Consider the following 26,393-nt stretch of genomic DNA (forward strand, 5'->3'; position numbering starts at 1 on the left):
CCGCGCCTCTTACCAGGTTCCGTTATGCAGGAAAACATTCCGCACTCCGATACGACGTTTTCACTGGACCGCGTGACCTTCCGCGTGCCCGGCCGAACGCTGCTGCATCCTCTGTCGTTAACCTTCCCGGCGGGAAAAGTCACGGGCCTGATTGGCCATAACGGCTCCGGCAAATCGACGCTGCTAAAAATGCTTGGCCGCCATCAGCCGCCTTCGGACGGGGAGGTTTTGCTTGACGGTCAGCCGCTCGATAGCTGGGGCAGTAAAGCCTTTGCCCGCAAGGTGGCTTATCTGCCGCAGCAGTTGCCCCCGGCGGAAGGCATGACGGTGCGTGAACTGGTGGCTATCGGCCGCTACCCGTGGCATGGGGCGCTGGGGCGTTTTGGCGCGGCGGACCGGGAAAAAGTGGAAGAGGCGATTGCGCTGGTCCGGCTAAAACCGCTGGCCCATCGGCTGGTGGACAGCCTCTCCGGCGGCGAACGCCAGCGCGCGTGGATTGCCATGCTGGTGGCCCAGGATAGCCGCTGCCTGCTGCTCGATGAACCCACCTCGGCGCTGGATATCGCCCACCAGGTGGATGTGCTGGCGCTGGTTCATCGCCTGAGCCAGCAGCGCGGGCTGACGGTGATCGCCGTACTGCATGATATCAATATGGCGGCGCGCTACTGCGACTATCTGGTTGCGCTGCGCGGCGGTGAAATGATCGCTCAGGGAACGCCCGCGGAGCTGATGCGCAGCGAAACTCTGGAACAAATTTACGGTATCCCGATGGGGATCCTGCCGCATCCGGCTGGCGCAGCGCCGGTAAGTTTTGTCTATTGATGGAAAACCTCACACTCATCACGCGGCGGCGCCTGCTGACCGCGATGGCGCTGTCGCCGCTGCTGTGGCAGATGCGCGGCGCGCGGGCGGCGGAAGTTGATCCGCAGCGTATTGTCGCGCTCGAATGGCTGCCGGTAGAGCTGCTGCTGGCGCTGGGCGTCACGCCCTACGGCGTTGCCGATATCCCTAACTACAGGCTGTGGGTCAATGAACCGGCGCTGCCTGATTCGGTGATTGATGTTGGGCTGCGCACCGAACCCAATCTGGAGCTGCTGACGCAGATGAAGCCGTCGTTTCTGGTCTGGTCGGCAGGGTACGGCCCGGCGGCGGAAAAGCTGGCGCGTATTGCGCCCGGACGAGGATTCACCTTCAGCGACGGCAAGCGTCCGCTGATGATGGCTCAGCAGTCGCTTAGCGAAATGGCTGACCTGATCGGCAGGCAGCAGGAAGCGAAGCGCCATCTGGCGGAATTTGACGCGCTGATGGAGAGCCTGCGTCCGCGCTTTGCCCGCCGCGGCGATCGCCCGCTGCTGATGATTACCCTGCTTGATACCCGCCACGTGCTGGTCTTTGCGCAGAACTGTCTGTTCCAGGAAGTGCTCGACCGCTTTGCCATCAAAAATGCCTGGCAGGGCGAGACCACCTTCTGGGGCAGCGTCACCGTCGGTATTGACCGGCTGGCGGCCTACAGAGATGCCGACGTTATCTGCTTCGATCACGGCAATGCGCGGGAGATGGCGCAGCTCACGGCGACGCCGCTGTGGCAAGCGATGCCGTTTGTTCGCGCAGGGCGTTTTCAGCGCGTCCCGGCGGTGTGGTTCTATGGCGCGACGCTATCGGCGATGCATTTTGCCCGCGTGCTGGCCGACGCTCAGGGGGGCCCTGTGTGAGATCGCGTATTTCGCCTTTGGCGACATCTCTGCTGTTAACTCTGCTTATCGTCGCTGCTGCGCTGACGCTGTTCAACCTCAACGTGGTGCTGCCGCGAAGCGAATGGGGGCAGGCGCTGTGGCAGCCTAATATCGATAATATCGCTCAGATGCTGTTCCACTACAGCCTGCTGCCGCGGCTGGTTATATCGTTGCTCGTCGGCGCCGGGCTGGGGCTGGTGGGCGTGCTGTTCCAGCAGGTGCTACGTAACCCGCTGGCGGAACCGACGACGCTCGGCGTAGCGACCGGGGCGCAGCTGGGCATGACGGTCACCACGCTGTGGGCGATCCCTGGCGTGCTGGCGTCGCAGTTCGCCGCGCTTGCCGGGGCGTGCATTGTCGGCGCGCTGGTGTTTGGTGTGTCGTGGGGCAAACGCCTCTCGCCGGTGACGTTGATTCTGGCTGGGCTGATAGTCAGCCTGTACTGCGGCGCGCTTAATCAACTGATGGCGATCTTCCATCACGATCAGCTGCAAAGTATGTTCCTGTGGAGCACCGGAACCCTGACCCAGACCGACTGGAGCGTGGCGCAGCGACTGTGGCCGCAGCTGCTGGGCGGAGCCATTTTAACGCTGCTGCTGCTGCGTCCGCTGACCCTGATGGGGCTGGACGACGGCGTGGCGCGCAACCTCGGACTGGCGCTCTCGCTGGCACGGCTGGGGGCGTTGACCCTGGCGATTGTCATCAGCGCCCTGTTGGTGAATGCGGTGGGGATTATTGGCTTTATCGGCCTGTTCGCGCCGCTGCTGGCGAAGATGCTGGGCGCTCGTCGTCTGCTATCGCGCCTGCTGCTGGCGGCGCTGATTGGCGCGCTGCTGCTGTGGCTCTCCGATCAGGTTATCCTCTGGCTGGCCCGGGTGTGGATGGAAGTCTCCACCGGTTCGGTAACCGCCCTGATTGGCGCGCCGCTGCTGCTATGGCTGCTGCCGCGCCTGCGCAGCATTAGCGCGCCGGTGATGAACGGCGGCGCCAGGGTGCAGGCTGAACGGCAACATGTGCTGTGGTTCGCGCTGGGCGGGCTGGCGCTGCTGCTGCTGGCCATCGTCGCTGCGCTGGCTTTCGGCCGCGATGCGCAGGGCTGGCACTGGGCCAGCGGTACGCTACTGGATGAGCTAATGCCCTGGCGCTGGCCGCGCATTCTGGCGGCGCTGTTCGCTGGCGTAATGCTGGCGGTAGCGGGCTGCATTATCCAGCGTTTGACCGGTAATCCGATGGCCAGTCCGGAAGTGCTCGGCATCAGCTCAGGCGCGGCGTTTGGCGTGGTGGTGATGCTGTTCTTTGTGCCGGGGAATGCCTTTGGCTGGCTGCTGCCCGCCGGTAGCCTCGGAGCGGCGGCGACGCTGCTGATCATCCTGATTGCCGCCGGGCGCGGCGGGTTCTCGCCGCATCGCATGCTGCTGGCAGGGATGGCGCTGAGCACGGCGTTTACCATGCTGCTGATGATGCTGCAGGCCAGCGGCGATCCGCGAATGGCGCAGATCCTGACGTGGATTTCCGGCTCAACCTACAGCGCCACGCCGGAACTCGTGATGCGCAGCGGCGCGGTGATGCTTGTTCTGCTTACGCTGACGCCATTTTGCCGTCGCTGGCTGACGATTCTGCCGCTGGGCGGCGAGGCGGCGAAGGCGGTCGGCATGGCGCTGACGCCGTCACGTATCGGGCTACTGCTGCTGGCGGCATGTTTGACCGCGGCCGCAACGCTAACGATTGGCCCCCTCAGCTTCGTGGGATTAATGGCGCCGCATATTGCGCGTATGATGGGATTCCGGCGTACGATGCCGCATATGGCGATCTCCGGCCTGATTGGCGGGGTGCTGCTGGTGTTCGCCGACTGGTGCGGCCGGATGCTGATGTTTCCGTATCAGATCCCGGCGGGATTGCTGTCGACGTTTATCGGCGCGCCGTACTTTATCTATCTGTTGAGAAAGCAGAGTCGGTAGCTTTTCATCATCGCGATGCCCGGCGGTCATCGCGATGTTATCCCTTTTTTGCCCGGATTCAGTTAGGACTAACTGCGGAATTCTGCAACTGCTCTAATTCGTTTTCCGTCACGACCGCGCTGCCCCATATAGCTAAAAAACACTTTTAGCTGCTCGGCGGTAGTGTATCCCGCGTTAAGCATGCTCGAGCAGCAACATGAGATCCCGCTGGCGAATATGCTTCTGCAGGAGCTCCAGGATCGCAATACGCCGGTGCTGCATATTGGTATGGACCAGTAGCTGTTTAAAAATGGCGTCATGTGGTGTAGGGGACGATTGTGTTGTCATTCTGAGCAATCCTTGCGGCTGAGTTTCCGCTGAGAATCTGCTTTTGCCTGCCCATTGTCTGCCGACGATTTTGGGTTCTACGAGGCGGGATGATGACAATCTTTCGAAGCGATCGCGCTTGCAGATTGTTATGCGTGAACCCACGCAAATTGAGGCTTTGCGGCGAGATGACAGAGATATTGCCGGGACTGGGCAGTCCCGGCAATCAGGGTTACAGCTTCGCGAAGGCGTTACGCGCTGCGGCGACGGTATTGTCGATATCCTCTTCGCTATGAGCGATAGACATAAAGCCCGCTTCAAACGCCGACGGCGCCAGGTAGACGCCCTCTTCCAGCATCAGGTGGAAGAAGCGTTTAAACCGTTCTACATCGCACTTCACCACGTCCTGGTAGCAGGTCACGCTTGGCGCATCGGTAAAGAAAATGCCGAACATGCCGCCGACGTTATTCACCACCAGCGGAATACCGGCATCGCGAGCGGCGTCCAGCAGGCCCTGTGCCAGCTGGTTGGTGAGTTCAGTTAGCGTCTCATGTACGCCGGGCTGCGCCACTTCGCTTAAGCAGGCGAAACCTGCCGCCATGGCGATGGGGTTGCCGGAGAGGGTACCTGCCTGGTAAACCGGGCCGGTCGGAGCAAGGGCATCCATCACCTCGCGGCGACCGCCGAATGCGCCAACCGGCATACCGCCGCCGATGATTTTGCCAAGGCAGGTCAAATCCGGCACCACGCCGTAGTAATCCTGCGCGCCCGCCAGCGCCACGCGGAAGCCGGTCATGACTTCATCAATAATCAGCAGCGCGCCGAATTCGTCGCACAGCGCGCGCAGGCCCGGCAGAAACTCCGGCAGCGGTGGAATACAGTTCATATTACCGGCCACCGGCTCAACGATGATGCAGGCAATATCCTGTGGATACTGTTCGAACGCAGCGCGGACCGAGGCCAGATCGTTATAGGTGCAGGTCAGGGTGTGTTTGGCGAAATCCGCCGGCACGCCCGGCGAGTTCGGCTGGCCAAGCGTCAGCGCGCCTGAACCGGCTTTCACCAGCAGACAGTCGGCGTGACCGTGGTAGCAGCCTTCGAACTTGATAATTTTGTCGCGACCGGTAAAGCCACGTGCCAGGCGGATGGCGCTCATAGTGGCTTCGGTACCGGAGTTCACCATCCGGACCATATCCATGGTCGGGACCAGTTCGGTGACCAGCGCCGCCATTTTAACTTCCATCTCCGTCGGCGCGCCAAAGCTCAGGCCGCGCTCAGCAGCTTCAATAACCGCATTGCGGATTGCCGGATGGTTATGGCCCAGCACCATTGGGCCCCAGGAGCCGACATAATCGATATACGCTTTACCATCGACGTCGTAGAGATATGCGCCGTCGGCGCGCTCAATAAACAGCGGTGTGCCGCCGACGCCGGTGAAGGCGCGTACCGGAGAGTTCACGCCGCCGGGGATAAGTTCACGCGCAGCATTATACAGATTTTCAGATTTGCTCATTACCGGAGTCCTGGTTCGTGAAAAATGTTTTGTCGACTATTCTAAGTTATTCCAGGAAGGTTATGAAAGTTTTGCCCAATTGAAACAATGGGGGCGCAGCGCATTTTTTTGACGACGGAGCCTGTCCGGTTGGCTAGAATGCCCTTCTTTCTATTTGTATTACTAATCATTGATAATGGCATGAAAGCAGAAAATCCCTCTTCTTCAGCACATCAGTTCGTACGCGTTCGCCGCAGCGATGCCGTGCGTCGGTTGATTCAGCGTGATAAAACGCCGCTGGCGGTGTTATTGATGGCGGCCGTTGTCGGAACGCTGGCGGGGCTGGTTGGCGTCGCGTTTGAGAAAAGCGTCAACTGGGTGCAAAACGTGCGCATTGGCGCGCTGGTAGAGGTGGCAGACCACTGGTTTCTGGTCTGGCCGCTGGCTTTTATCCTCTCCGCTTTGCTGGCGATGGTGGGCTATTTCCTCGTCCGTCGTTTTGCGCCGGAAGCAGGCGGCTCCGGGATCCCGGAAATTGAAGGCGCGCTGGAGGAATTGCGTCCCGTTCGCTGGTGGCGCGTGCTGCCGGTGAAGTTTATCGGCGGCATGGGCACGTTGGGCGCGGGGATGGTGCTGGGGCGCGAAGGGCCGATGGTGCAGCTTGGGGGCAATCTTGGGCGCATGGTGGTGGACGTCTTCCGCATGCGCAGTCCGGAAGCGCGTCATACGCTTCTGGCGACCGGCGCCGCCGCGGGGCTCTCCGCCGCTTTTAACGCGCCGCTGGCCGGGATTCTGTTTATTATTGAAGAGATGCGCCCGCAGTTTCGCTACAACCTGATCTCCATTAAAGCCGTGTTTACCGGCGTGATTATGGCAACCATCGTTTTCCGTATCTTCAATGGCGATAAAGCAGTTATCGAGGTCGGTAAGCTCAGCAATGCGCCGGTCAACACGCTGTGGCTGTATTTGATCCTTGGGATGATTTTTGGCTGCGTGGGTCCGTTGTTTAATACTCTGGTGCTGCGTACCCAGGATATGTTCCAGCGGATTCACGGCGGCAACATCAAGAAATGGGTGCTGATTGGCGGCCTGATCGGCGGTAGCTGCGGCGTGCTGGGACTGATTCAGCCGGCAGCGTCCGGCGGCGGATTTAACCTGATCCCCATCGCCGCGGCGGGCAATTTTTCCGTTGGCCTGCTGCTGTTTATTTTTATCGCGAGGGTGATTACCACGCTGCTCTGCTTCTCTTCCGGCGCGCCGGGCGGAATTTTTGCCCCGATGCTGGCGCTGGGGACGCTGCTGGGTACGGCGTTTGGTATGGCGGCGATGCCGCTGTTTCCGGCGTATCATCTGGATGCGGGAACCTTTGCCATTGCCGGTATGGGGGCGCTGCTTGCCGCCTCAGTCCGCGCGCCGTTGACCGGTATCGTGCTGGTGCTGGAGATGACCGATAATTATCAGCTCATTTTGCCAATGATTATTACCTGCCTCGGCGCAACACTATTGGCACAATTCCTCGGCGGTAAGCCTTTATACTCGACTATTCTGCAGCGTACTCTCGCAAAACAAAAAGCGGAACAGGAAGCCAGGGCGCAGCCTGTCGGCGGGGAGAATACTTGAACGATTTACTCGGGTATTAGATAATGGCTCAAAAGGTCGGGTTATTCTTTAACCGGTCAGAAGTATCAATGGGAGCATAAAATGAGTGATGACGTAGCGTTGCCGCTGGAGTTTACCGAAGCCGCAGCGATTAAAGTAAAAGACCTGATTGCGGATGAAGACAATCCGAACCTGAAACTGCGCGTGTACATCACCGGCGGTGGCTGCAGCGGTTTCCAGTACGGCTTCACCTTTGACGATCAGGTTAACGAAGGCGATATGACTATCGAGAAGCAGGGCGTCGGCCTGGTGGTTGACCCAATGAGCCTGCAGTATCTGGTCGGCGGCGCCGTCGATTATACCGAGGGACTGGAAGGTTCGCGTTTTATCGTGACCAACCCGAATGCGAAAAGCACCTGCGGCTGCGGCTCCTCATTCAGCGTCTAAAGATAGTGCGATCGTGAGCCCCTTCTTCCACAGGGAGAGGGAGCAAACATTAAAAACGGTAACGTTAAGGTTACCGTTTTGCTTTTATTACCGTCCATTCTCATCAAGCGCAAACGTTGGCAGCTTCAGGTGCCAGCGGATTGCCGCCAGCCGAATCACCAGCGTAACCACCATCCCTGACATCGCCGCGTTTTCTAACGGAACCTGGAAAGTGTAGTGCGCCGTTGCGTGTACAATACCGCCAACGATGCAGGCGGTCGCGTAGATTTCCGTACGCAGAATCATCGGGATTTCGCGCGCCAGCACGTCGCGAATAATCCCTCCACCGACGCCGGTGACGACGCCCATGCAGATGGCCACCAGCGGTCCGCTATGAGCAAGGAAGGCTTTGTTGACGCCGATCCCGACAAATACTGCCAGGCCGACGGCGTCCAGTACCGGCAACACCCATTTCGGTAACCGACGCGGCTGGCGCACCAGCAGGATAGTCAGCATGCTGGTGACCATCGCCACTACCAGATCGGTAGGATCTTTAACCCAAAATACCGGGCCGTTAGCAAGGGCCATATCACGAATGGTTCCGCCGCCCACTGCGGTCACCACGCCTAATACCAGCACGCCGAAAGGGTCCATGCGCAGCTTTCCAGCCAGCAGGACGCCAGAGATGGCAAACACGGCGGTGCCAATAATATCCAGCCAATAGACAAGCATCGTCAGTTCCCACTTATAGTCTACCCCATCAGGCTATTTCATTTGCCAGTTTGACCCTGGTCAGCGCTGACGAACCTCACGTACTGCGTGTACGCTGCGGTTGTTCCTCGCTGTGTTCCAGACTGTCTGCAACAATAGCGCCTGGTGGGATAGGTTCTGAGCACCTGGGCTATCAGGTGATTATTTTACCTGTTCGAGCGCAGTACAGAGTTGTTTTGCGGCGAGGATAATACGTGGGCTCGCGCGTTCAAACCAGTCGCCATGTAGCGCAATAAAAGAAATTTTTAGCTGATTCTGCCAATAGCGCTCAACGGCGGGAAGTTTACTGGCATCGCCGGCGATAACGATAGCCTGCGGCTGCCTTGCCAGCACCTGTTCACGGCTAACCTGCGGCCAGGGAACCCGGCTGGCGGCAAAAATGTTTTCTCCCCCGCACAGCGTCAGAACCTGATCCTGAATCGAGCCTTTGCTGGTCGTAAAGAGAGGGTTGGCGCCGAACTGTAAAAAAACGCGTTTTTTCGGCACGTTGGCATAGCGGGCTTTCAGCTTCTGGTACTCACTTTGCATATTCTGCGCCGCCTGCTGCGCCTTTTCCGGCTGCGGGCTCCACTGCGCCAGCTGGCGAAGCGTCGCGATAATGTCTTCAATGGTCGACGTTTCGACCCAGATGACTTTTATCCCGAGCGAGCTTAGCTGATTGACCTGCCGCTCAGCGTTACCGCCGCGCCAGGCCAGCACCAGGTCGGGCTTGAGGGCGACGATACGTTCCAGATTCATCCCCTGCCAGCTGGAGACCTGCTCTATCTTTGCGGCTTCAGGGGGATAATCGGAATAACTGCTGACGCCAACTGGCGTAATGCCGGCGGCAAACGCCAGTTCTGTATTGGCGGGAGAGAGCGTCACCACCCGCGGCGCGGCGAAAAGCCACGCCGGGGCGAGCAGCAGCAGGGCGGCAAGCGCCGTTATAAACGACTTAGCCACGGGCCAGGTGCTGCACCAGGTTTTCCACCATCAGGGTGGATTGTTTCGCGGCAACGGCGAGAAACTCGTCGAAGCTGAGATGCGACTGCTGATCGGCAACATCGGAGATGGCGCGAACGACTACAAAAGGTACGCCATAGTTGTGGCAGACGTGCGCGATGGCCGTGGCTTCCATTTCTACCGCGACGGCCTGCGGGAAGTTGTGACGGATTTTTGCGAGACCAATGGAACCATTGATGAAAGCATCGCCGCTGACGATGAGCCCGCGTACCGCGTTAAGGTTGAGCGCTTTGATGCAGGTCTCTGCGGCGGCAATCAGCTTCTCATCGGCTTTGAAACCGGCCGGACAGCCCGGCAGCTGACCATACTCATAGCCAAACGCGGTAACGTCCGCATCGTGATAGCGCGTTTCGTCGGAAACGACGATGTCGCCGACCTTCAGGGTTGATGCCAGACCGCCCGCAGAACCGGTGTTGATAATCACATCCGGCTTACAGTGTTCCATCAACAGGGTCGCGCCCATGGCGGCGGCAACTTTGCCGATACCCGATTTCAACAGAGCGACGTCAATACCCTGAAGCTGGCCGGTGTAGATTTCGCTGCCGCCGATAGTGATAGTCTGGCGGTTGTCGATTTTGTCGCGCAGAAGGGTAACTTCCTCTTCCATTGCGCCAATAATGCCGATTTTCATAGATTTACTCGCGATGTGTGGGTTTTAGCGGCATAGTCTATCATGCGCTTAGAAGGAAACGTTATTGCTCGCTCGGGGGAGATCATGGCTAAGATCGATTTTCGCAACAAGATTAACTGGCGTCGCCGCTACCGTTCACCGCAGGGCGTTGAGACGGAGCGAGAAATCCTGCGAATTTTCGAAAGCGATCGCGGGCGCATCATTAACTCGCCAGCGATCCGCCGGCTGCAGCAAAAAACTCAGGTTTTCCCGCTGGAGCGCAACGCTGCGGTGCGTACGCGGTTGACCCACTCCCTGGAAGTTCAGCAGGTGGGCCGCTATATCGCTAAAGAGGTGCTGAGCCGGCTGAAAGAGCAGAAGCTGCTCGAACGCTACGGGCTGGATGAGCTCACCGGGCCGTTTGAGAGCATTGTTGAAATGGCCTGCCTGATGCACGATATCGGCAATCCGCCATTTGGCCATTTTGGCGAGGCGGCAATTAACGATTGGTTCAGCCAGCGGCTTTTTCCCGGCGATGCGGCCAGCCAGCCGTTAACCGACGATCGCTGCGTAGTTGCGGCGCTGCGCCTGCAGGAAGGCGATAGCCAACTGAATGAGCTTCGCCGTAAGGTTCGCCAGGATTTGTGCTGGTTTGAGGGAAATGCGCAGGGCATTCGGTTAGTGCATACGCTGATGCGAATGAATCTGACCTGGGCGCAGGTGGGCTGTATTTTAAAATATACCCGTCCGGCATGGTGGCGCGGGGAACCGCCGGCCAGCCACAATTATTTAATGAAGAAACCTGGTTATTATTTAGCCGAAGAAGGCTATGTTGCGAGGTTGCGTAAAGAACTGGATCTGGCTCCTTACAATCGATTCCCATTAACGTGGATTATGGAAGCCGCGGATGATATCTCATATTGCGTTGCCGACCTTGAGGATGCGGTAGAAAAACGCATCTTCAGCGTAGAGCAGCTTTATCAGCATCTCTATGAGGCCTGGGGGGTTCACGAAAAAGGCTCCTTGTTTAATCAAGTTGTCGAAAACGCCTGGGAGAAATCGCGTGCGAATTCTCTGAGTCGCAGCACTGAAGATCAGTTTTTTATGTATTTACGGGTGAATACGCTCAATAGGCTGGTACCGTACGCGGCGCGTCGGTTTATTGATAACCTGGAGAAGATTTTCAGCGGCGATTTTAATCACGCGCTGCTTGAAGACGATAGCGATTGCAGTCAGCTGCTTGAACTATACAAAAATGTTGCGGTAAAACATGTGTTTAGCCATCCTGACGTTGAGCAGCTGGAACTGCAAGGTTATCGCGTGATTAGTGGTTTGTTAGATATATACCAGCCGTTGCTAAAATTATCGCTCGATGAGTTTAGTCTGCTGGTGGAAAAAGAGCGGGTGCGGAGTTTACCGATTGCTTCGCGTCTGTTCCAGAAACTTTCGACTCGCCATCGGCTGGCTTACGTCGAGGCCGTAAATAAGATTTCACGCAGTAATCCGGAATTTCCGGTGATGGAATATTATTATCGCTGTCGTCTCATTCAGGACTATATCAGCGGAATGACCGACTTGTATGCATGGGATGAATATCGTCGCCTGATGGCCGTAGAATAAGGCTGAGTTTTGTAAAGACGGACAATAAATTTTTACTTTTACCAAAACTTCATTCCGGAACTTCGCGCTATAAAATGACTCTGATAGTCACCTACACAGCAACTATTCGTTATCTGAAATCGAGATTGAAACATATGAAAAAAACCACGTTAGCAATGAGTGCCCTGGCTCTGAGTTTAGGTCTGGCGTTGTCCCCTCTCTCTGCGAGCGCGGCGGAAACAGCTTCTTCGGCAACTAATGCGCAGCAGATGCCAAGCCTGGCGCCGATGCTGGAAAAAGTGATGCCGTCGGTCGTGAGCATTAACGTTGAGGGGAGCACCACCGTTAATACGCCGCGGATGCCGCGAAACTTCCAGCAGTTCTTTGGCGATAATTCACCATTCTGCCAGGATGGTTCACCGTTCCAGAGCTCTCCGTTCTGTCAGGGCGGCGGACAAGGCGGCGCGCCGGGCGGTAACGGCGGACAGCAGCAGAAATTTATGGCCCTCGGTTCCGGGGTCATCATTGATGCCGCTAAAGGCTATGTCGTCACCAACAACCACGTCGTGGATAACGCGACAACCATTAAAGTTCAGCTGAGCGATGGCCGTAAGTTCGACGCGAAAGTCGTCGGCAAAGACCCGCGTTCTGATATTGCGCTGATTCAAATTCAGGATCCGAAAAACCTGAGCGCGATTAAACTGGCGGACTCTGACGCTCTGCGCGTCGGCGATTACACCGTAGCGATCGGTAACCCGTTTGGTCTGGGCGAAACCGTGACCTCGGGGATCGTCTCCGCGTTAGGTCGTAGCGGCCTGAACGTTGAAAACTATGAGAACTTTATCCAGACCGATGCGGCCATTAACCGCGGTAACTCCGGCGGCGCGTTGGTTAACCTGAACGGCGAGCTGATCGGTATCAACACCGCGATTCTGGCGCCGGACGGCGGCAACATTGGTATCGGCTTCGCTATTCCGAGCAACATGGTGAAAAACCTTACCGATCAGATGGTTAAGTTTGGCCAGGTGAAGCGCGGTGAGCTGGGTATCATGGGTACCGAGCTGAATTCCGAGCTGGCGAAAGCGATGAAAGTTGATGCGCAGCGCGGCGCGTTCGTCAGCCAGGTCATGCCAAACTCGGCCGCCGCTAAGGCGGGCATTAAAGCCGGCGATGTGATTACCACGCTGAACGGTAAATCGATCAGCAGCTTCGCCGCTCTGCGTGCCCAGGTGGGTACCATGCCGATCGGCAGCAAAGTCGAGCTTGGCCTGCTGCGCGACGGTAAGCCGGTGACGGTGACCGTTGAGCTGCAGCAGAGCAACCAGAATCAGGTTGATTCCAGCACGATCTTCAACGGTATTGAAGGTGCGGAAATGAGCAACAAAGGCCAGGACAAAGGCGTCGTGGTGAGCAACGTGAAAGCGGGCACTCCGGCGGCGCAGATTGGCCTGAAAAAAGGCGATATCATCGTTGGCGCTAACCAGCAACCGGTGAAAAATATTGCCGACCTGCGCAAAATCTTTGATGCCAAGCCCTCTGTTCTGGCGCTGAACATTCAGCGCGGCGATGCGACTATTTATCTGCTGATGCAGTAATTCGTCGCCGTCTGCAAAGCCCCTTCTCTCCTTGCGGAGGGAAGGGGCTTTTTCTTTCTGCTGAGGGTTCCATTTTTGGTTCTGTGACATCTTCCACAACTCCATACTTCTCTCCCCGGCTTTGGGCAAATGCACAATGCGGCGTTTTGCCAACTCTTCTATGCTGGTAGCCTGCTCACGGGAGGGTTACATGGCTGGCTGGCATCTTGATACCAAAATGGCGCAGGATATCGTGGCGCGCACGATGCGCATCATTGATACCAATATTAACGTGATGGATGCCCGAGGGCGCATTATCGGCAGCGGTGACCGCGAGCGAATTGGTGAATTGCACGAAGGGGCGCTGCTGGTGCTTTCTCAGGGACGGGTTGTCGACATTGATGATGCTGTTGCCCGCCACCTGCACGGCGTGCGTCAGGGGATCAATCTGCCGCTGCGTCTGGAAGGAGAGATCGTCGGCGTAATCGGTCTGACCGGGGAACCGGAGTCGCTGCGCAAATACGGGGAACTGGTTTGTATGACCGCCGAGATGATGCTGGAACAATCGCGGCTGATGCATCTCCTGGCCCAGGATAGCCGTTTGCGCGAAGAGCTGGTCATGAACCTGATTCAGGCGGAAGAGAACACGCCAGCGCTGACTGAGTGGGCGCAGCGTCTGGGGATCGATCTCAATCAACCGCGCGTCGTGGCGATGATTGAAGTAGATAGCGGCCAGCTGGGCGTCGATAGCGCGATGGCGGAACTGCAGCAGCTGCAAACCGCGCTGACCACGCCGGATCGTAATAATCTGGTGGCCATTGTCTCGCTGACCGAGATGGTGGTGCTGAAGCCCGCGCTGAATGCCTTTGGGCGCTGGGATGCAGAAGATCACTGCAAACGCGTTGAGCAGCTAATTAGCCGGATGAAAGAGAACGGTCAGCTGCGTTTTCGCGTGGCGCTGGGCAATTTCTTTACCGGGCCGGGCAGCATTGCTCGCTCGTACCGCACCGCCCGGACCACGATGATGGTCGGCAAGCAGCGGATGCCCGAAAGCCGTAGCTATTTCTACCAGGATTTGATGCTGCCGGTCCTGCTGGATAGCCTGCGCGGTGGCTGGCAGGCCAATGAGCTGGCGCGCCCGCTGGTTCGCCTGAAGGCGATGGATAACAATGGCCTGCTGCGCCGTACTTTACAGGCCTGGTTTCGTCATAACGTGCAGCCGTTGGCGACCTCCAAAGCGCTATTTATCCATCGTAATACGCTGGAATATCGCTTGAACCGTATTTCTGAACTGACGGGGCTGGATTTGGGAAATTTTGACGATCGTCTGCTGCTGTATATTGCACTCCAGCTGGATGAGCAGCGTTAAAAACACTCCCGCCGCAGGCGGGAGTGGGAATGGCGGATTACAGGCGCTGCAGTCCGCGGGCCGTGACTTGCCAGGAGACGGTATTAGGCTGTGCCCAGGAATGACCATTTAACGGATTGATGATGACGGAGCGATCTCCGGCTTCGGCATGAAAGACTTCGACGATATAGCCCTCATCAAGTATTGCCGTATCTATATAATCGCCAAGCTGCGATGAGCCTTTAATGGACTGGCGATAAACCACCGAGCCGCGCGTATTGTAGACATTTACCGTGGCATAGGTCGTCGTAAATTGCTTATTCGGCACCCCAGGGCTGGCGGCAAAGGTCAGCACGCCGCCGCCAATATCCATCTCCATCGTCGCGAAACGGGTATTATTTTCGCCGAGCAGCTGCCAGGTGAAGAGATCGCCGTAAAGCTCTGTTGCCCCCTCCTCAGCATCAGGGGTTTCCTCATCCTGCTCTTCGGGTATAAGCGAACAGGTCGTCAGCCCATCCTTCACTACCCGCCAGCAGTTGTGCTGCTTCAGCGTAATGGCACTATGAGTCGTATCGTTGCTGGCGCTGGAGCGGAATGGCTCATCATGGAAAACCTCGATGATCATATTTTCAGCGAGCGCGATAGTTTCGCTGTTTGCCCGGTTGCTGGCCGCGCCAGCATAGTTGCGGTGATAAACCACCGTTTCGTCCGCTCCGGTTACCGTAATGCTGGCATAGGTATGGGAAACATAATACGGGTGCGGCGCGCCGGTACGCGTGGCGACCGTCATTGCGTGCTGCTGATTATCGATAACGATCTGGCAGAAATCTTTATTGCCTTGCCCTCTGAGATTGAGGGTAACGCTTTTGCCCGTCAGTTCGCCCGGTTCGCTATTATCCTGGGGCAGGACGTCGGCATACTCTTTGAGCAATTTGCTGCGCTGAGGCTCTTCCATACGAGAGAGCAGCAGCCAGAGATCGTTTTTACTTACGCTCTCTTCCTGTGCTAACAGCCATGGCTTGCTACGTATCGCCAGAGCATTGTGTTCGAAAATAGTCTGTAAGTCTTCTGCCGGATTATTGTCGAGGATAAAGCTATAAAGCCCATTATCATCAATGCGCATCAGCTGGAATTTTCCACTTGAGAGCAGCGTTAAATATCCCGGCGAGGCTTTCAGTCGTCCCGGCTCGACGTGAGTAATATATAAGTGATAGTGAGGGCCGAAGGGAACAATCTCCTTACCGGTGGCGCAGTTCGTGCCGTTCATTTTGCGCTCAAAAATCTTTTCACCGCTCGCGGAAAGAACGCTTACGCTAGCATACAGCGTATCAGGATAGTAGCTATGCGGCGTAGTGCTGATAACGTCTAAAATAAGTTGCTGATTTTCGTAATCGATATCAAGACAGGCAAATAGCTTATCGCTAAGACCTAAAAAGTCCATTCTCACGTTGTGCGCGCTGGTGTCGCTTAGCCGGGTATAGTTGACGGTAGCGGCATTGGCACCTTCTTTTACAATAAGATAGCTGATGTCCGGACGATATTTTTGTGAACGGCCCTTCGGTGGATCGATCTGATAAATGCCAATGGGAATGTCATTCAGAAGCAAGGTGTCATCATCGACAAGCAGGGAATAACGCGTGCCGCAATTATCCTTGATAGTCAGCGTCCGACCGTAGATTTGATCCGGCTGGTCGATATTGAGCGTCAGGGAAAGCGTGCCCGTTTTGCCTAATGATGCCAGTTCGCTGTTATCCACCAGCCAGACGAAGGAATCCAGGCCCAGCTGCCGCCGCGCGCTATCCCATTCGCTTTGCGGAAGTAAAAGATATAGCGGATAGAGCGGTTTTGCGCCCATCGCGGCGATATTTTTTCGGGTAGCATTTTCCAGCGTTAAGCCGCCTAGCTCGATAAATGGAGTCACATCATACCCAGTGGCGGTAGCAATGGCGGTCGCCAGCATATCAACAAGCTGATGATCGGACGGCCAGAAGTTATCCCCATTGGCCAGTTCACGATAGTTTTGGTTGAAGGCGCTAAATGCTTTGGTTCCCGCTTTGAGCAGCATCAGCATCAAAAATTGCAGACGCGGACGCAGGCCCCAGCTGGCTACCGGCGTCTGGTCGTTAATATAGTTCATTAGCTGGACTTCTTGCACGGCCTGCTGGCCATAGTTATAAAGCCAGCCATCAACATAGAGATGATTATCCTGGTTCAGCGTGAGCTGCTGGTAGAACGAGGCGTAAATATTATTCCACACCTCACTAACGGGCAGAGTGGTGTCCTGCATAAATTTACCCTGATAACCGTGGCCAATCTCATGCAGGATTACCCACTGCGTGGCGACGTTATCCAGCCAGCCTTCGCCAATGGTTGCGGAGTTTTGTGCGCACCACCCTGAACCATAATAAGCCAGGCCGACGCCATGTTTATCAGCTCGTACAAAGTAGCGGTTGGCAACATCCTGGTTCCACGGCGCATCCGGATTATCGCTTAGACCAGCCCACTCGTTATAACATTTGAAAATGTGGGTATAAAAACGGTGCAGTGCCGGTAAGCCCGCTTTCATCGCATTATCGCGGTCGGCATAGGGCAGCAGCAGGGTAATAACATCCAAATCAAGCAGCGCGAATGACGATTTATTTTTCTCCCAACTGAAGAAAAATTCATCCTCGGATTGGCCCGCTTTCCAGCTCGGTAGGGGTTTAGTTGCCGCAGGTTGCTGATAGACGATAGTGAACTCGCAGGGCTGGTCAGTAAACAGAGTATCGACAAAAGGGACGGTATCGACGGCTGCGCTGACTGTTTTCCAGCCTGTGGCCAGCGTGCAGGTGCTCTCTACCGCGGTATCATCGCACAGCAGGCGTAGGATCGCATTACCGTTACTAATATCCGGCTGGCGGATTTGCAGCACCGTATTGGCGGGCAGAATAAAGCCCAGAGGCTGACGATCGTGCTTGCGTCCTTTTTGAAAATCTGCGCGATCCAGCCAGGGCGCAGATTGCAGAGTATAACATGTTTGTTCAATTTCCAGTGTCATAGTATGACCTCCTTTTTAGGTGGAAAATGAACATACATGTCATTATTTTATTATGTAATTCATGTGGATAGTAAAATGAGATGAAATGAGATGAGAGACGAAAATCTGAGGTTCACTGAGTTCGCAGATGAGGCATGAGTGAGAGAAGAGAGGGGGAAACAGGGCCAGACTCTGGCCCGTATCAGGCTTATTTATTTCGCGTCAGTTTTTCCAGATCGGATTCAATTTCGCTGATCTTATTCGTGACAACGCTTTCCAGGTGACGCAGGTCGTCCAGGATCTTACGTTTCAGATCGATTTCGGTACGATCGCGCTGACAGATTTGATCCAGCTCGTCGATGATATAGCGTAGGTTAGGGCTAATCTCCTGAACTTCTTTATAGCCCTGGCCCACGCCGTCGGCGACCACGGTTTTGCGCTGACGCGGATATTTAAACTTGACGCTCTTGGCGAAGAACTCGCCTTTATCCTTCTGAAAGTAGATTTTCAGAATATCGTTATTGGCTTCCTGCCGCAGGCTATAGCGATCGATTTCATCAGGATTGGTAATACCAAGACTTTTCAGATTATCGTACATAACGGTACCTTTGATATCATCGTAATCTTTGAATAATTAACGAAAAAATCCATCTTCGCCAGCTCAATATATAAAAAAAGCGGGATGCCTCCCGCTTTTTATACTGCTTAGTCGATAGTACGCAGAAGTTCGTTGATTCCGACTTTGCCGCGGGTTTTGGCATCAACTTTCTTCACGATGACCGCGCAGTACAGGCTGTACTTGCCATCTTTCGACGGCAGGTTGCCGGAGACGACAACGGAGCCTGCCGGCACGCGGCCGTAGAACACTTCACCGGTTTCGCGATCGTAGATTTTGGTGCTCTGGCCGAGATAGACGCCCATGGAGATCACGGAACCCTCTTCAACGATCACGCCTTCAACCACTTCAGAACGCGCGCCGATAAAGCAGTTATCTTCGATAATAGTAGGGTTAGCCTGCAGCGGCTCCAGCACGCCGCCGATGCCGACGCCGCCGGACAGGTGAACGTTTTTACCGATCTGCGCGCAGGAGCCGACGGTCGCCCAGGTATCAACCATGGTACCTTCGTCAACGTACGCGCCGATGTTCACATAGGACGGCATCAGAACCGTGTTGCGAGCGATAAACGCTCCCTGGCGAACGGCCGCTGGCGGAACGACGCGGAAGCCTTCTTTCTGGAAGCGCGCTTCATCATAATCCGCGAATTTCATTGGGACTTTATCGAAGTAGCGGCTCTCCGCACCATCGATAACCTGGTTATCGTTAATACGGAAAGAGAGCAGAACCGCTTTCTTCAGCCATTGATGGGTGACCCACTGGCCGTCGACTTTTTCAGCGACACGCAGCGCGCCGGAATCAAGCAGAGAAATCACCTGGTTAACCGCTTCGCGGGTTACGGTATCCACGTTTGCCGGGGTGATGTCGGCGCGACGCTCAAAGGCGGACTCAATAACGTTCTGTAATTGCTGCATTGTTTACTCTTTCCATTTACTTAAAAAAATACGTTACCCTTTATCGTTTGGATTGAGGGCCTCTGTCAACCGTTGTTGCACTTCTTGCTGCAGCTCATTATTAAGGGCACGCCGGTCTGCGGTGGCGATTATAAATAAATCTTCTACTCGCTCACCAATTGTCGTAATTCGCGCGCCGTGGAGCGAAATTCCGAGGTCGGCAAACACCTGACCAACGCGCGCTAACAGACCCGGCTGATCGAGAGCAATCAGTTCCAGAAAAGATTTGCGGTCGGTATGCGTCGGCAGGAAATTAACCTCCGTTGGGACGGAGAAATGCCTCAGTTTTGCCGCCTGACGGCGGGGAGCCGGCGGCTGCCAGCTGCGCTGGGTGATGGTCTGTTCCAGGCCCACGCGGATCATTTCGTGCCTGTCGGCGGAAAGCGGACTTCCGTCCGGCTCAAGAACAATAAAGGTATCCATCGCCATACCGTCGCGGGTAGTAAAGATCTGCGCATCGTGAACGCTAAGATTACGTCGATCCAGCTCGCCGCAAACGGCGGCAAAGAGATAAGGGCGGTCCGGACTCCAGATAAAAATCTCGGTGCCGCCGCGCGAGGCGTGGGAACTGAGCAGGATCATCGGCTTACTGAGATCGTGCTGCAGCAGATTGCGCGCATGCCAGGCGAGCTGGTTTGGCGTATGGCGCACGAAGTAGTTCGCGCGGCAGCGGTTCCATATTTGATGCAGCGCCTGTTCATTAATATTTTCCATTCGCAGCAGCGCCAGCGCCTGTAGCTGGTGGTGACGCACCCGCTCGCGCATATCCGGCGTATTTTGCATTCCCCGGCGCAGCTGCTTTTCGGTGGCGAAATAGAGCTCGCGCAGCAGGCTTTGCTTCCAGCTATTCCACAGGTTTTCGTTGGTGGCGCAGATATCGGCAACGGTCAGGCAGACCAGATAGTGCAGACGATTCTCCGTCTGTACCTCTTCGGCAAACTGCTTGATCACTTCCGGATCCTGGATATCACGGCGCTGGGCGGTGACCGACATCAGCAGATGATGGCGCACCAGCCAGGCGACCAGCTGGGTTTCGCGAGAGTTAAGACCGTGGAGCTCGGCGAATTTCAACACATCCTGCGCGCCGAGAATTGAATGGTCGCCGCCGCGCCCTTTGGCGATATCGTGGAAGAGGGCGGCGATAAAGATCAGCTCCGGATGCGTCAGGCGCGGCCACAGCTCAACGCACAGCGGGTGACGGCTACGGATCTCTTCTTTGGCGAAGCTCTCCAGCTTGAGCAGTACGCGGATAGTGTGTTCATCGACGGTATAGGCGTGAAACAGGTCAAACTGCATTTGACCAACAATATGCGACCATTGCGGCATATAGGCCCACAGCACGCTATGGCGGTGCATCGGCAGCAGTCCCCGGCTAACCGCGCCCTGATGGCGCAGCATACTGAGGAACAGGGTCCGCGCTTCGGGAATATAGCAAAGCGGTTGCGTCAGATGGCGCCGGGCGTGGCGCAGATGGCGAAGCGTGGTGGAGTAGATACCGGTGATGCTGCTGTTGCGCACCATCATAAAGAACATGCGCAGAATCGCCTGCGGTTCGCGGATAAACAGCGTGTCGTCGCGCAGATCGATAAGCGTGCCGCGCAGCTGAAAATCATCATCAATCGGCCGCGGTTTCTCATCTTCGGTGAGCGCCAGAATCGCTTCTTCAAACAGCTGGATAAGCATTTGGTTCAGCTCGCTGACCCGACGAGTGACGCGGAAGAAATCCTTCATCATATGTTCGATCGGCTGGTTGCCTTCGCCTTCATAGCGCAGGCGACGGGCGACGCTGAATTGCCTGTCGAACAGCAGGCGATTATCGTAGCGGTTGAGCTCAAGATGAAGCGCAAAACGAATCCGCCACAGCTGATGCAGGCATTCATTAAGCTCGTTGCGCTCGGCTTCGGTCAGGAAGCCGAAACCGACCATTTCATCAAGCGAGGTGGCGCCGAAATGGCGGCGCGCGATCCACTGCAGAGTATGAATATCGCGCAGGCCGCCGGGGCTGCTTTTCACATCCGGCTCCAGATTATAGCTGGTTCCGTGATAGCGCTGATGGCGGACATTCTGTTCTTCAACTTTTGCCGCAAAGAATTTTTCCGATGGCCAGAAGCCGTCGCTGAAGATGTGCTTTTGCAGTTCAAGGAACAGCGCGACGTCGCCTATAAGCAGACGCGATTCGATCAAGTTGGTGGCGACGCTGAGGTCTGATAGCCCCTCAAGCAGGCACTCTTCGAGGGTGCGCACGCTGTGGCCAACTTCCAGTTTAATATCCCACAGTAGCGTCAGCAGCTCGCCGACCTTCTGGGCCTGCTCATCGGGCAGCTTTTTACGACTCAGGATAAGCAGATCGATATCTGACAGCGGGTGGAGTTCGCCGCGACCGTAACCGCCGACGGCGACCAGCGCGATGTCATTAATTGACCCGAAACCGTACTCAATCCACAGCCGCTGGAGCAGCTGATCGATAAATTCGGTCCGCGCCTCAATCAACTTCTCTGCGACGATGCCCTGGTCAAAAGCCTCGCCCAGCCAGCGCTGGAAAGCGTCGATATGCGTCTTGATAGCCGCGCAGTTGAAATCACTCTTCGGCCAGCGGCCCGGATTAGCGGGCTGTCCGGCCAGGGAAGGGGAGACAGTATCAGATAAAGAGTTGCTCATCGCGCCACCATAAGAAAAAACTATCGCCCATAAAAAATCGCCGGGAGCGATTTTTAACGTCGCTTGCGGCGGCCCTTAGGGTGACGGGCAAGGATGCCCGTCATAAAAAATCGCCGGGAGCGATTTTTAACGTCGCTTGCGGCGGCCCACAGGGTGCTCGTCATAAAAAAGCCGGCTGGCGCCGGCTTTTCATCAATCGTTGTGCGAGATTATCGCCGGGATGGTGTCATCCTTGCGTAACGTCAGTATTTCACAGCCGTTGTCTGTCACCACAATAGTATGCTCATACTGTGCAGACAAGCTCCGGTCTTTGGTTTTTACCGTCCAGCCGTCTTTCATGCTGCGGATCTCTTTTTTGCCGGCGTTGACCATCGGCTCAATGGTAAAGGTCATGCCTGGCTTGAGCACCACGTTGGTTTCCGGAGAATCGTAGTGCAACACCTGCGGCTCTTCATGAAAACCGCGGCCGATACCGTGTCCGCAATACTCGCGCACCACGGAGAAACCTTCGGCTTCAACGTATTTCTGAATAGCTGCGCCGATAGTGCGCAGATTGATTCCCGGTTTGACCATTTTGAGGGCCAGATAGAGGCTTTCCTGGGTAATGCGGCACAGGCGCTCGCCAAGAATAGTCGGCTTGCCGACGATAAACATCTTTGACGTATCGCCGTGGAAATCATCTTTAATGACGGTGACGTCAATGTTGACGATATCGCCATCTTTCAGCAGCTTGCCGTCGTCCGGGATCCCGTGGCACACCACTTCATTAATAGAGATGCAGACGGATTTGGGAAAACCGTGATAGCCCAGGCAGGCAGAAACGGCTTTTTGCTCGTTAACGATATAATCGTTGCAGATGCGGTCCAGTTCGCCGGTGCTAATGCCCGGTTTTACGTAGGGTTCGATCATTTCCAGCACTTCAGCGGCCAGGCGGCCGGCAACGCGCATTTTTTCGATGTCTTCAGATGTCTTGATAGAAATAGCCATGGATTGTGTCCAGCAGTGTCGATTTTTTCGACAATAATAGATTATGTCTGAACAATGTTAACAGTCCGGGCGTCCTGCTGCCAAATTGAGAATCATTAACAGCACGCGACGTCAACAACAGTTGGTGTCCGGTCCTGTTTTGTGATATAAAGCGCGCCGGACTTCTGTTCCATTCTCAGATACACAAGATGGACTGAAGCGACAAATCTCACTTTGTGTAACAACACACACGTATCGGCACATATTCCGGGGTGCCCTTTGGGGTCGGTAATATGGGATACGTGGAGGCATAACCCCAACTTTTATCTATAGAGGTTTTAAACATGGCAACTGTTTCCATGCGCGACATGCTCAAGGCTGGTGTTCACTTTGGTCACCAGACCCGTTACTGGAACCCGAAAATGAAGCCTTTCATCTTCGGTGCGCGTAACAAAGTTCACATCATCAACCTTGAGAAAACTGTACCGATGTTCAACGAAGCGCTGGCTGAACTGAACAAGATCTCTTCTCGCAAAGGTAAAATCCTTTTCGTTGGTACTAAGCGCGCTGCAAGCGAAGCGGTAAAAGACGCTGCTAACAGCTGCGACCAGTTCTTCGTGAACCATCGCTGGCTGGGCGGTATGCTGACTAACTGGAAAACCGTTCGTCAGTCTATCAAACGTCTGAAAGACCTGGAAACTCAGTCCCAGGACGGTACTTTCGACAAGCTGACCAAGAAAGAAGCGCTGATGCGCACTCGTGAGCTGGACAAGCTGGAAAACAGCCTGGGCGGTATCAAAGACATGGGCGGCCTGCCGGACGCGCTGTTCGTTATCGACGCTGACCACGAGCACATCGCAATCAAAGAAGCAAACAACCTGGGTATTCCGGTATTTGCTATCGTTGATACTAACTCCGATCCGGACGGCGTTGACTTCGTTATCCCGGGTAACGACGACGCAATCCGTGCAGTTAGCCTGTACCTGAGCGCTGTTGCTGCTACCGTTCGTGAAGGCCGTTCTCAGGATCTGGCTTCTCAGGCGGAAGAAAGCTTCGTAGAAGCTGAATAATAAGGCATACCCTTATTTAGTACCGTGTATAAATAGGGGCCTCTTAGCGGCCCCTTTTTCACTTTCAAATCTGTCTGGTTCCTGGAACCGGGCAGATCACATCTCCCGAGGATTAAAGAATGGCTGAAATTACCGCATCCCTGGTAAAAGAGCTGCGCGAGCGTACTGGCGCAGGCATGATGGATTGCAAAAAAGCGCTGACTGAAGCGAACGGCGACATCGAGCTGGCAATCGAAAACATGCGTAAATCCGGTGCTATTAAAGCAGCGAAAAAAGCAGGCAACGTTGCAGCTGACGGCGTCATCATTACCAAAATCGATGGCACCTACGGCATCATTCTGGAAGTTAACTGCCAGACTGACTTCGTTGCTAAAGATGGTGGCTTCCAGGCATTTGCTAACAAAGTTCTGGATGCTGCAGTTGCTGGCAAAATCACCGACGTTGAAGTTCTGAAAGCACAGTTCGAAGAAGAACGCGTTGCGCTGGTTGCTAAAATCGGTGAGAACATCAACATCCGTCGCGTGTCTTCCCTGGAAGGCGAAGTACTGGGTTCTTACCAGCACGGCGCGCGTATCGGTGTTCTGGTTGCTGCTAAAGGCGCGAGCGAAGAGCTGGTTAAACAGCTGGCTATGCACATCGCTGCAAGCAAGCCTGAATTCGTTAAGCCGGAAGACGTTTCCGCTGAAGTGGTAGAAAAAGAGTACCAGGTTCAGCTGGATATCGCCATGCAGTCTGGCAAGCCGAAAGAAATCGCAGAGAAAATGGTTGAAGGCCGCATGAAGAAATTCACCGGCGAAGTTTCTCTGACCGGTCAGCCGTTCGTTATGGATCCGAGCAAATCTGTTGCTCAGCTGCTGAAAGAGCATAACGCTGACGTGACTGGCTTCATCCGCTTTGAAGTGGGCGAAGGCATTGAGAAAGTTGAGACTGACTTTGCAGCAGAAGTTGCTGCGATGTCCAAGCAGTCTTAATTTTCAAAAGGAGCCGCCTGAGGGCGGCTTCTTTTTGCGCCTAATGTGTAAATTCAGCCAACCGCTATAGTGGGCACGCTGAAAAGCGACGTACAATGTCGCCGGAATTAACTCATCTCATTCGTTGACAGTCTCAGGAAAGAAACATGGCTACCAATGCAAAACCCGTCTACAAACGTATTCTGCTTAAGTTAAGTGGCGAAGCTCTGCAAGGTTCAGAAGGCTTCGGTATTGATGCGAGCATACTTGACCGCATGGCTCAGGAAATTAAAGAACTGGTTGAGCTGGGTATTCAGGTTGGCGTAGTGATTGGTGGCGGTAACCTTTTCCGTGGTGCTGGTCTGGCGAAAGCAGGTATGAACCGCGTTGTGGGCGACCACATGGGCATGCTGGCAACGGTCATGAACGGCCTTGCAATGCGTGATGCACTTCATCGCGCCTATGTGAACGCCCGCCTGATGTCAGCGATTCCGCTGAACGGCGTGTGTGATAACTACAGCTGGGCAGAAGCAATTAGCCTGCTGCGTAACAACCGCGTAGTGATTCTTTCCGCGGGTACCGGTAACCCATTCTTTACTACCGATTCCGCTGCCTGCCTGCGCGGTATTGAAATTGAAGCCGATGTGGTGCTAAAAGCGACCAAAGTCGACGGTGTCTTTACCGCCGATCCGGCCAAGGATCCTTCTGCAACCATGTACGATCAGCTGACCTACAGCGAAGTGCTGGATAAAGAGCTGAAAGTGATGGATCTTGCTGCCTTTACCCTGGCCCGCGACCACAAATTGCCGATTCGCGTATTCAATATGAATAAGCCTGGCGCGCTGCGTCGCGTGGTGATGGGCGAAAAAGAAGGCACATTAATTACGGAGTAATTCCCGTCGGCGCCAAATACGGGTAATATTCGGCCTTACTTTTTCGGGTTTTTGACCCGATGGTTTTCAACATGCTCGGTGGACGGAATGCTGCGGCTGATTCCTCAGCCTGAAGGACGCTGAGCATAAACATGACTATACTTAGCTCACTTTTGCAGTGGGCGACCGTCTGGTCTGTCTGAGACAAGTTTTCAAGGATTCGTAACGTGATTAGCGATATCAGAAAAGATGCTGAAGTACGCATGGAGAAATGCGTCGAAGCGTTCAAAACCCAAATCAGCAAAATACGCACGGGTCGTGCTTCTCCCAGCCTGCTGGATGGCATTATCGTGGAATACTACGGCACGCCGACCCCGCTGCGCCAGCTGGCTAGCGTAACGGTAGAAGACTCCCGCACGCTGAAGATCAACGTTTTCGATCGCTCTATGAGCCCGGCCGTTGAAAAAGCGATTATGGCTTCCGACCTCGGTCTGAACCCAAGCTCCGCGGGAAGCGATATCCGCGTTCCGCTGCCGCCGCTGACCGAAGAACGTCGTAAAGATCTGACCAAAATCGTGCGTGGTGAAGCTGAACAGGCGCGCGTTGCCGTACGTAACGTTCGTCGCGATGCCAACGACAAAGTAAAAGCACTGCTGAAAGAGAAAGAGATCAGCGAAGATGACGATCGCCGTTCTCAGGAAGATGTGCAGAAAATGACTGATGCTGCTATCAAAAAAGTTGATGCGGCGCTGGCGGATAAAGAAGCGGAACTGATGCAGTTCTGATTCTCTGCCGACACGCGGGTCTGACCATCGACCTGCGTAAAATCTGAAACGCCGTACAGGAGACCGTACGCTCAATTTTCGGGATTGCG

General features: G+C 55.3%; 21 protein-coding genes and 1 pseudogene. 12 read left to right on the forward strand and 10 right to left on the reverse strand.

Annotation, left to right across the window (positions count from 1 at the left end):
* Positions 1–24: 24 nt before the first annotated feature.
* The 3 genes from fhuC to fhuB are packed head-to-tail and all read left to right on the forward strand — an operon-like array spanning position 25 to position 3,691.
* On the forward strand, positions 25–822 hold the full coding sequence (gene fhuC, locus ABLV11_RS08830) for a Fe3+-hydroxamate ABC transporter ATP-binding protein FhuC (RefSeq protein WP_348855288.1): 798 nt from the start codon (positions 25–27) through the stop codon (positions 820–822).
* Positions 822–1,712 carry a Fe(3+)-hydroxamate ABC transporter substrate-binding protein FhuD gene (gene fhuD, locus ABLV11_RS08835; protein ID WP_016808882.1) on the forward strand — a complete coding sequence of 297 codons (891 nt, stop codon included), beginning with the start codon at positions 822–824 and terminating at the stop codon, positions 1,710–1,712. The genes fhuC and fhuD overlap by 1 nt, the downstream gene beginning before the upstream one ends.
* On the forward strand, positions 1,709–3,691 hold the full coding sequence (gene fhuB / locus ABLV11_RS08840; protein WP_224329792.1) for a Fe(3+)-hydroxamate ABC transporter permease FhuB: 1,983 nt from the start codon (positions 1,709–1,711) through the stop codon (positions 3,689–3,691). The genes fhuD and fhuB overlap by 4 nt, the downstream gene beginning before the upstream one ends.
* 113 nt (positions 3,692–3,804) lie before the next feature.
* Here fhuB and ABLV11_RS08845 read toward each other — a convergent pair.
* Together ABLV11_RS08845 and hemL are read right to left on the reverse strand one after the other, a co-directional pair.
* Positions 3,805–3,952 (reverse strand): annotated as a pseudogene (locus tag ABLV11_RS08845) (Rpn family recombination-promoting nuclease/putative transposase); the annotation flags it as partial.
* A gap of 277 nt (positions 3,953–4,229) precedes the next feature.
* Positions 4,230–5,510, reverse strand: coding sequence for a glutamate-1-semialdehyde 2,1-aminomutase (gene hemL, locus ABLV11_RS08850; protein WP_004107964.1), 1,281 nt, complete (start codon positions 5,508–5,510; stop codon positions 4,230–4,232).
* Positions 5,511–5,690: 180 nt separating this feature from the next.
* On the opposite strand from hemL, the gene clcA reads away from it, so the two are divergent.
* The gene (gene clcA, locus ABLV11_RS08855; protein ID WP_148721406.1) at positions 5,691–7,109 is read left to right on the forward strand and encodes a H(+)/Cl(-) exchange transporter ClcA; all 1,419 of its coding nucleotides are present in this window, start codon (positions 5,691–5,693) and stop codon (positions 7,107–7,109) included.
* Positions 7,110–7,190: 81 nt separating this feature from the next.
* Entirely contained in the window at positions 7,191–7,535 is a 345-nt protein-coding gene (gene erpA, locus ABLV11_RS08860; RefSeq protein ID WP_004098733.1) for an iron-sulfur cluster insertion protein ErpA, read from the forward strand.
* An 87-nt stretch (positions 7,536–7,622) separates the two neighbouring features.
* On the opposite strand, the gene ABLV11_RS08865 is transcribed toward erpA, so the two are convergent.
* The 3 genes from ABLV11_RS08865 to mtnN form a co-directional block, all read right to left on the reverse strand.
* Positions 7,623–8,246 (reverse strand): TRIC cation channel family protein, encoded by a 624-nt coding sequence (locus ABLV11_RS08865; RefSeq protein ID WP_004107962.1) that lies wholly within the window; start codon positions 8,244–8,246, stop codon positions 7,623–7,625.
* 180 nt (positions 8,247–8,426) lie between these two features.
* Positions 8,427–9,227, reverse strand: a complete 801-nt coding sequence (btuF, locus tag ABLV11_RS08870) for a vitamin B12 ABC transporter substrate-binding protein BtuF (protein ID WP_017144950.1) — start codon at positions 9,225–9,227, stop codon at positions 8,427–8,429.
* Complete coding sequence (gene mtnN / locus ABLV11_RS08875; protein WP_004107960.1) at positions 9,220–9,918, reverse strand: 5'-methylthioadenosine/S-adenosylhomocysteine nucleosidase; 699 nt, start codon at positions 9,916–9,918, stop codon at positions 9,220–9,222. The genes btuF and mtnN overlap by 8 nt, the downstream gene beginning before the upstream one ends.
* An 84-nt stretch (positions 9,919–10,002) precedes the next feature.
* On the opposite strand from mtnN, the gene dgt reads away from it, so the two are divergent.
* The 3 genes from dgt to cdaR all read left to right on the forward strand — a co-directional run bounded on the left by dgt (position 10,003) and on the right by cdaR (position 14,439).
* Positions 10,003–11,517, forward strand: a complete 1,515-nt coding sequence (gene dgt, locus ABLV11_RS08880; protein WP_016808888.1) for a dGTPase — start codon at positions 10,003–10,005, stop codon at positions 11,515–11,517.
* Positions 11,518–11,651: 134 nt separating this feature from the next.
* On the forward strand, positions 11,652–13,091 hold the full coding sequence (gene degP / locus ABLV11_RS08885) for a serine endoprotease DegP (protein WP_004107952.1): 1,440 nt from the start codon (positions 11,652–11,654) through the stop codon (positions 13,089–13,091).
* 190 nt (positions 13,092–13,281) lie between these two features.
* Complete coding sequence (gene cdaR, locus ABLV11_RS08890) at positions 13,282–14,439, forward strand: DNA-binding transcriptional regulator CdaR (RefSeq protein ID WP_004098741.1); 1,158 nt, start codon at positions 13,282–13,284, stop codon at positions 14,437–14,439.
* 37 nt (positions 14,440–14,476) lie between these two features.
* Here cdaR and ABLV11_RS08895 read toward each other — a convergent pair whose 3' ends face one another.
* The 5 genes from ABLV11_RS08895 to map form a co-directional block, all read right to left on the reverse strand.
* On the reverse strand, positions 14,477–17,455 hold the full coding sequence (locus tag ABLV11_RS08895) for a putative mucin/carbohydrate-binding domain-containing protein (protein WP_224329790.1): 2,979 nt from the start codon (positions 17,453–17,455) through the stop codon (positions 14,477–14,479).
* 187 nt (positions 17,456–17,642) lie between these two features.
* Entirely contained in the window at positions 17,643–18,032 is a 390-nt protein-coding gene (locus ABLV11_RS08900; protein WP_004098742.1) for a DUF3461 family protein, read from the reverse strand.
* Between the two features lie 107 nt (positions 18,033–18,139).
* Entirely contained in the window at positions 18,140–18,964 is an 825-nt protein-coding gene (gene dapD, locus ABLV11_RS08905) for a 2,3,4,5-tetrahydropyridine-2,6-dicarboxylate N-succinyltransferase (protein ID WP_004107948.1), read from the reverse strand.
* Between the two features lie 33 nt (positions 18,965–18,997).
* Entirely contained in the window at positions 18,998–21,661 is a 2,664-nt protein-coding gene (gene glnD, locus ABLV11_RS08910; protein ID WP_105889724.1) for a bifunctional uridylyltransferase/uridylyl-removing protein GlnD, read from the reverse strand.
* 192 nt (positions 21,662–21,853) lie between these two features.
* On the reverse strand, positions 21,854–22,648 hold the full coding sequence (map, locus tag ABLV11_RS08915) for a type I methionyl aminopeptidase (protein WP_224329788.1): 795 nt from the start codon (positions 22,646–22,648) through the stop codon (positions 21,854–21,856).
* Positions 22,649–22,971: 323 nt separating this feature from the next.
* Here map and rpsB point away from each other — a divergent pair, with 323 nt between their 5' ends.
* The 4 genes from rpsB (at position 22,972) to frr (ending at position 26,304) form a co-directional block, all read left to right on the forward strand.
* A complete protein-coding gene (gene rpsB, locus ABLV11_RS08920; RefSeq protein ID WP_003856207.1) occupies positions 22,972–23,697 on the forward strand; it encodes a 30S ribosomal protein S2 in 726 nt (241 codons plus the stop codon).
* Between the two features lie 119 nt (positions 23,698–23,816).
* A complete protein-coding gene (gene tsf / locus ABLV11_RS08925) occupies positions 23,817–24,668 on the forward strand; it encodes a translation elongation factor Ts (RefSeq protein ID WP_004098746.1) in 852 nt (283 codons plus the stop codon).
* A gap of 146 nt (positions 24,669–24,814) precedes the next feature.
* Entirely contained in the window at positions 24,815–25,540 is a 726-nt protein-coding gene (gene pyrH, locus ABLV11_RS08930) for a UMP kinase (RefSeq protein ID WP_004098747.1), read from the forward strand.
* A gap of 206 nt (positions 25,541–25,746) precedes the next feature.
* Positions 25,747–26,304, forward strand: coding sequence for a ribosome recycling factor (gene frr / locus ABLV11_RS08935; RefSeq protein ID WP_004107940.1), 558 nt, complete (start codon positions 25,747–25,749; stop codon positions 26,302–26,304).
* The last annotated feature ends 89 nt before the right edge of the window (positions 26,305–26,393 follow it).

Origin of the sequence: Klebsiella sp. GW_Kp181 (genome assembly GCF_040062315.1) — a bacterium.
Lineage (GTDB): Bacteria > Pseudomonadota > Gammaproteobacteria > Enterobacterales > Enterobacteriaceae > Klebsiella > Klebsiella oxytoca.

Coding starts and splice junctions, on each gene's coding strand:
- fhuC (WP_348855288.1), top strand. CDS start 25: ATGCAGGAAAACATTCCGCACTCCGATACGACGTTTTCACTGGACCGC.
- fhuD (WP_016808882.1), top strand. CDS start 822: ATGGAAAACCTCACACTCATCACGCGGCGGCGCCTGCTGACCGCGATG.
- hemL (WP_004107964.1), bottom strand. CDS start 5,510: ATGAGCAAATCTGAAAATCTGTATAATGCTGCGCGTGAACTTATCCCC.
- clcA (WP_148721406.1), top strand. CDS start 5,691: ATGAAAGCAGAAAATCCCTCTTCTTCAGCACATCAGTTCGTACGCGTT.
- erpA (WP_004098733.1), top strand. CDS start 7,191: ATGAGTGATGACGTAGCGTTGCCGCTGGAGTTTACCGAAGCCGCAGCG.
- ABLV11_RS08865 (WP_004107962.1), bottom strand. CDS start 8,246: ATGCTTGTCTATTGGCTGGATATTATTGGCACCGCCGTGTTTGCCATC.
- mtnN (WP_004107960.1), bottom strand. CDS start 9,918: ATGAAAATCGGCATTATTGGCGCAATGGAAGAGGAAGTTACCCTTCTG.
- dgt (WP_016808888.1), top strand. CDS start 10,003: ATGGCTAAGATCGATTTTCGCAACAAGATTAACTGGCGTCGCCGCTAC.
- degP (WP_004107952.1), top strand. CDS start 11,652: ATGAAAAAAACCACGTTAGCAATGAGTGCCCTGGCTCTGAGTTTAGGT.
- cdaR (WP_004098741.1), top strand. CDS start 13,282: ATGGCTGGCTGGCATCTTGATACCAAAATGGCGCAGGATATCGTGGCG.
- ABLV11_RS08895 (WP_224329790.1), bottom strand. CDS start 17,455: ATGACACTGGAAATTGAACAAACATGTTATACTCTGCAATCTGCGCCC.
- ABLV11_RS08900 (WP_004098742.1), bottom strand. CDS start 18,032: ATGTACGATAATCTGAAAAGTCTTGGTATTACCAATCCTGATGAAATC.
- dapD (WP_004107948.1), bottom strand. CDS start 18,964: ATGCAGCAATTACAGAACGTTATTGAGTCCGCCTTTGAGCGTCGCGCC.
- glnD (WP_105889724.1), bottom strand. CDS start 21,661: ATGAGCAACTCTTTATCTGATACTGTCTCCCCTTCCCTGGCCGGACAG.
- map (WP_224329788.1), bottom strand. CDS start 22,648: ATGGCTATTTCTATCAAGACATCTGAAGACATCGAAAAAATGCGCGTT.
- rpsB (WP_003856207.1), top strand. CDS start 22,972: ATGGCAACTGTTTCCATGCGCGACATGCTCAAGGCTGGTGTTCACTTT.
- tsf (WP_004098746.1), top strand. CDS start 23,817: ATGGCTGAAATTACCGCATCCCTGGTAAAAGAGCTGCGCGAGCGTACT.
- pyrH (WP_004098747.1), top strand. CDS start 24,815: ATGGCTACCAATGCAAAACCCGTCTACAAACGTATTCTGCTTAAGTTA.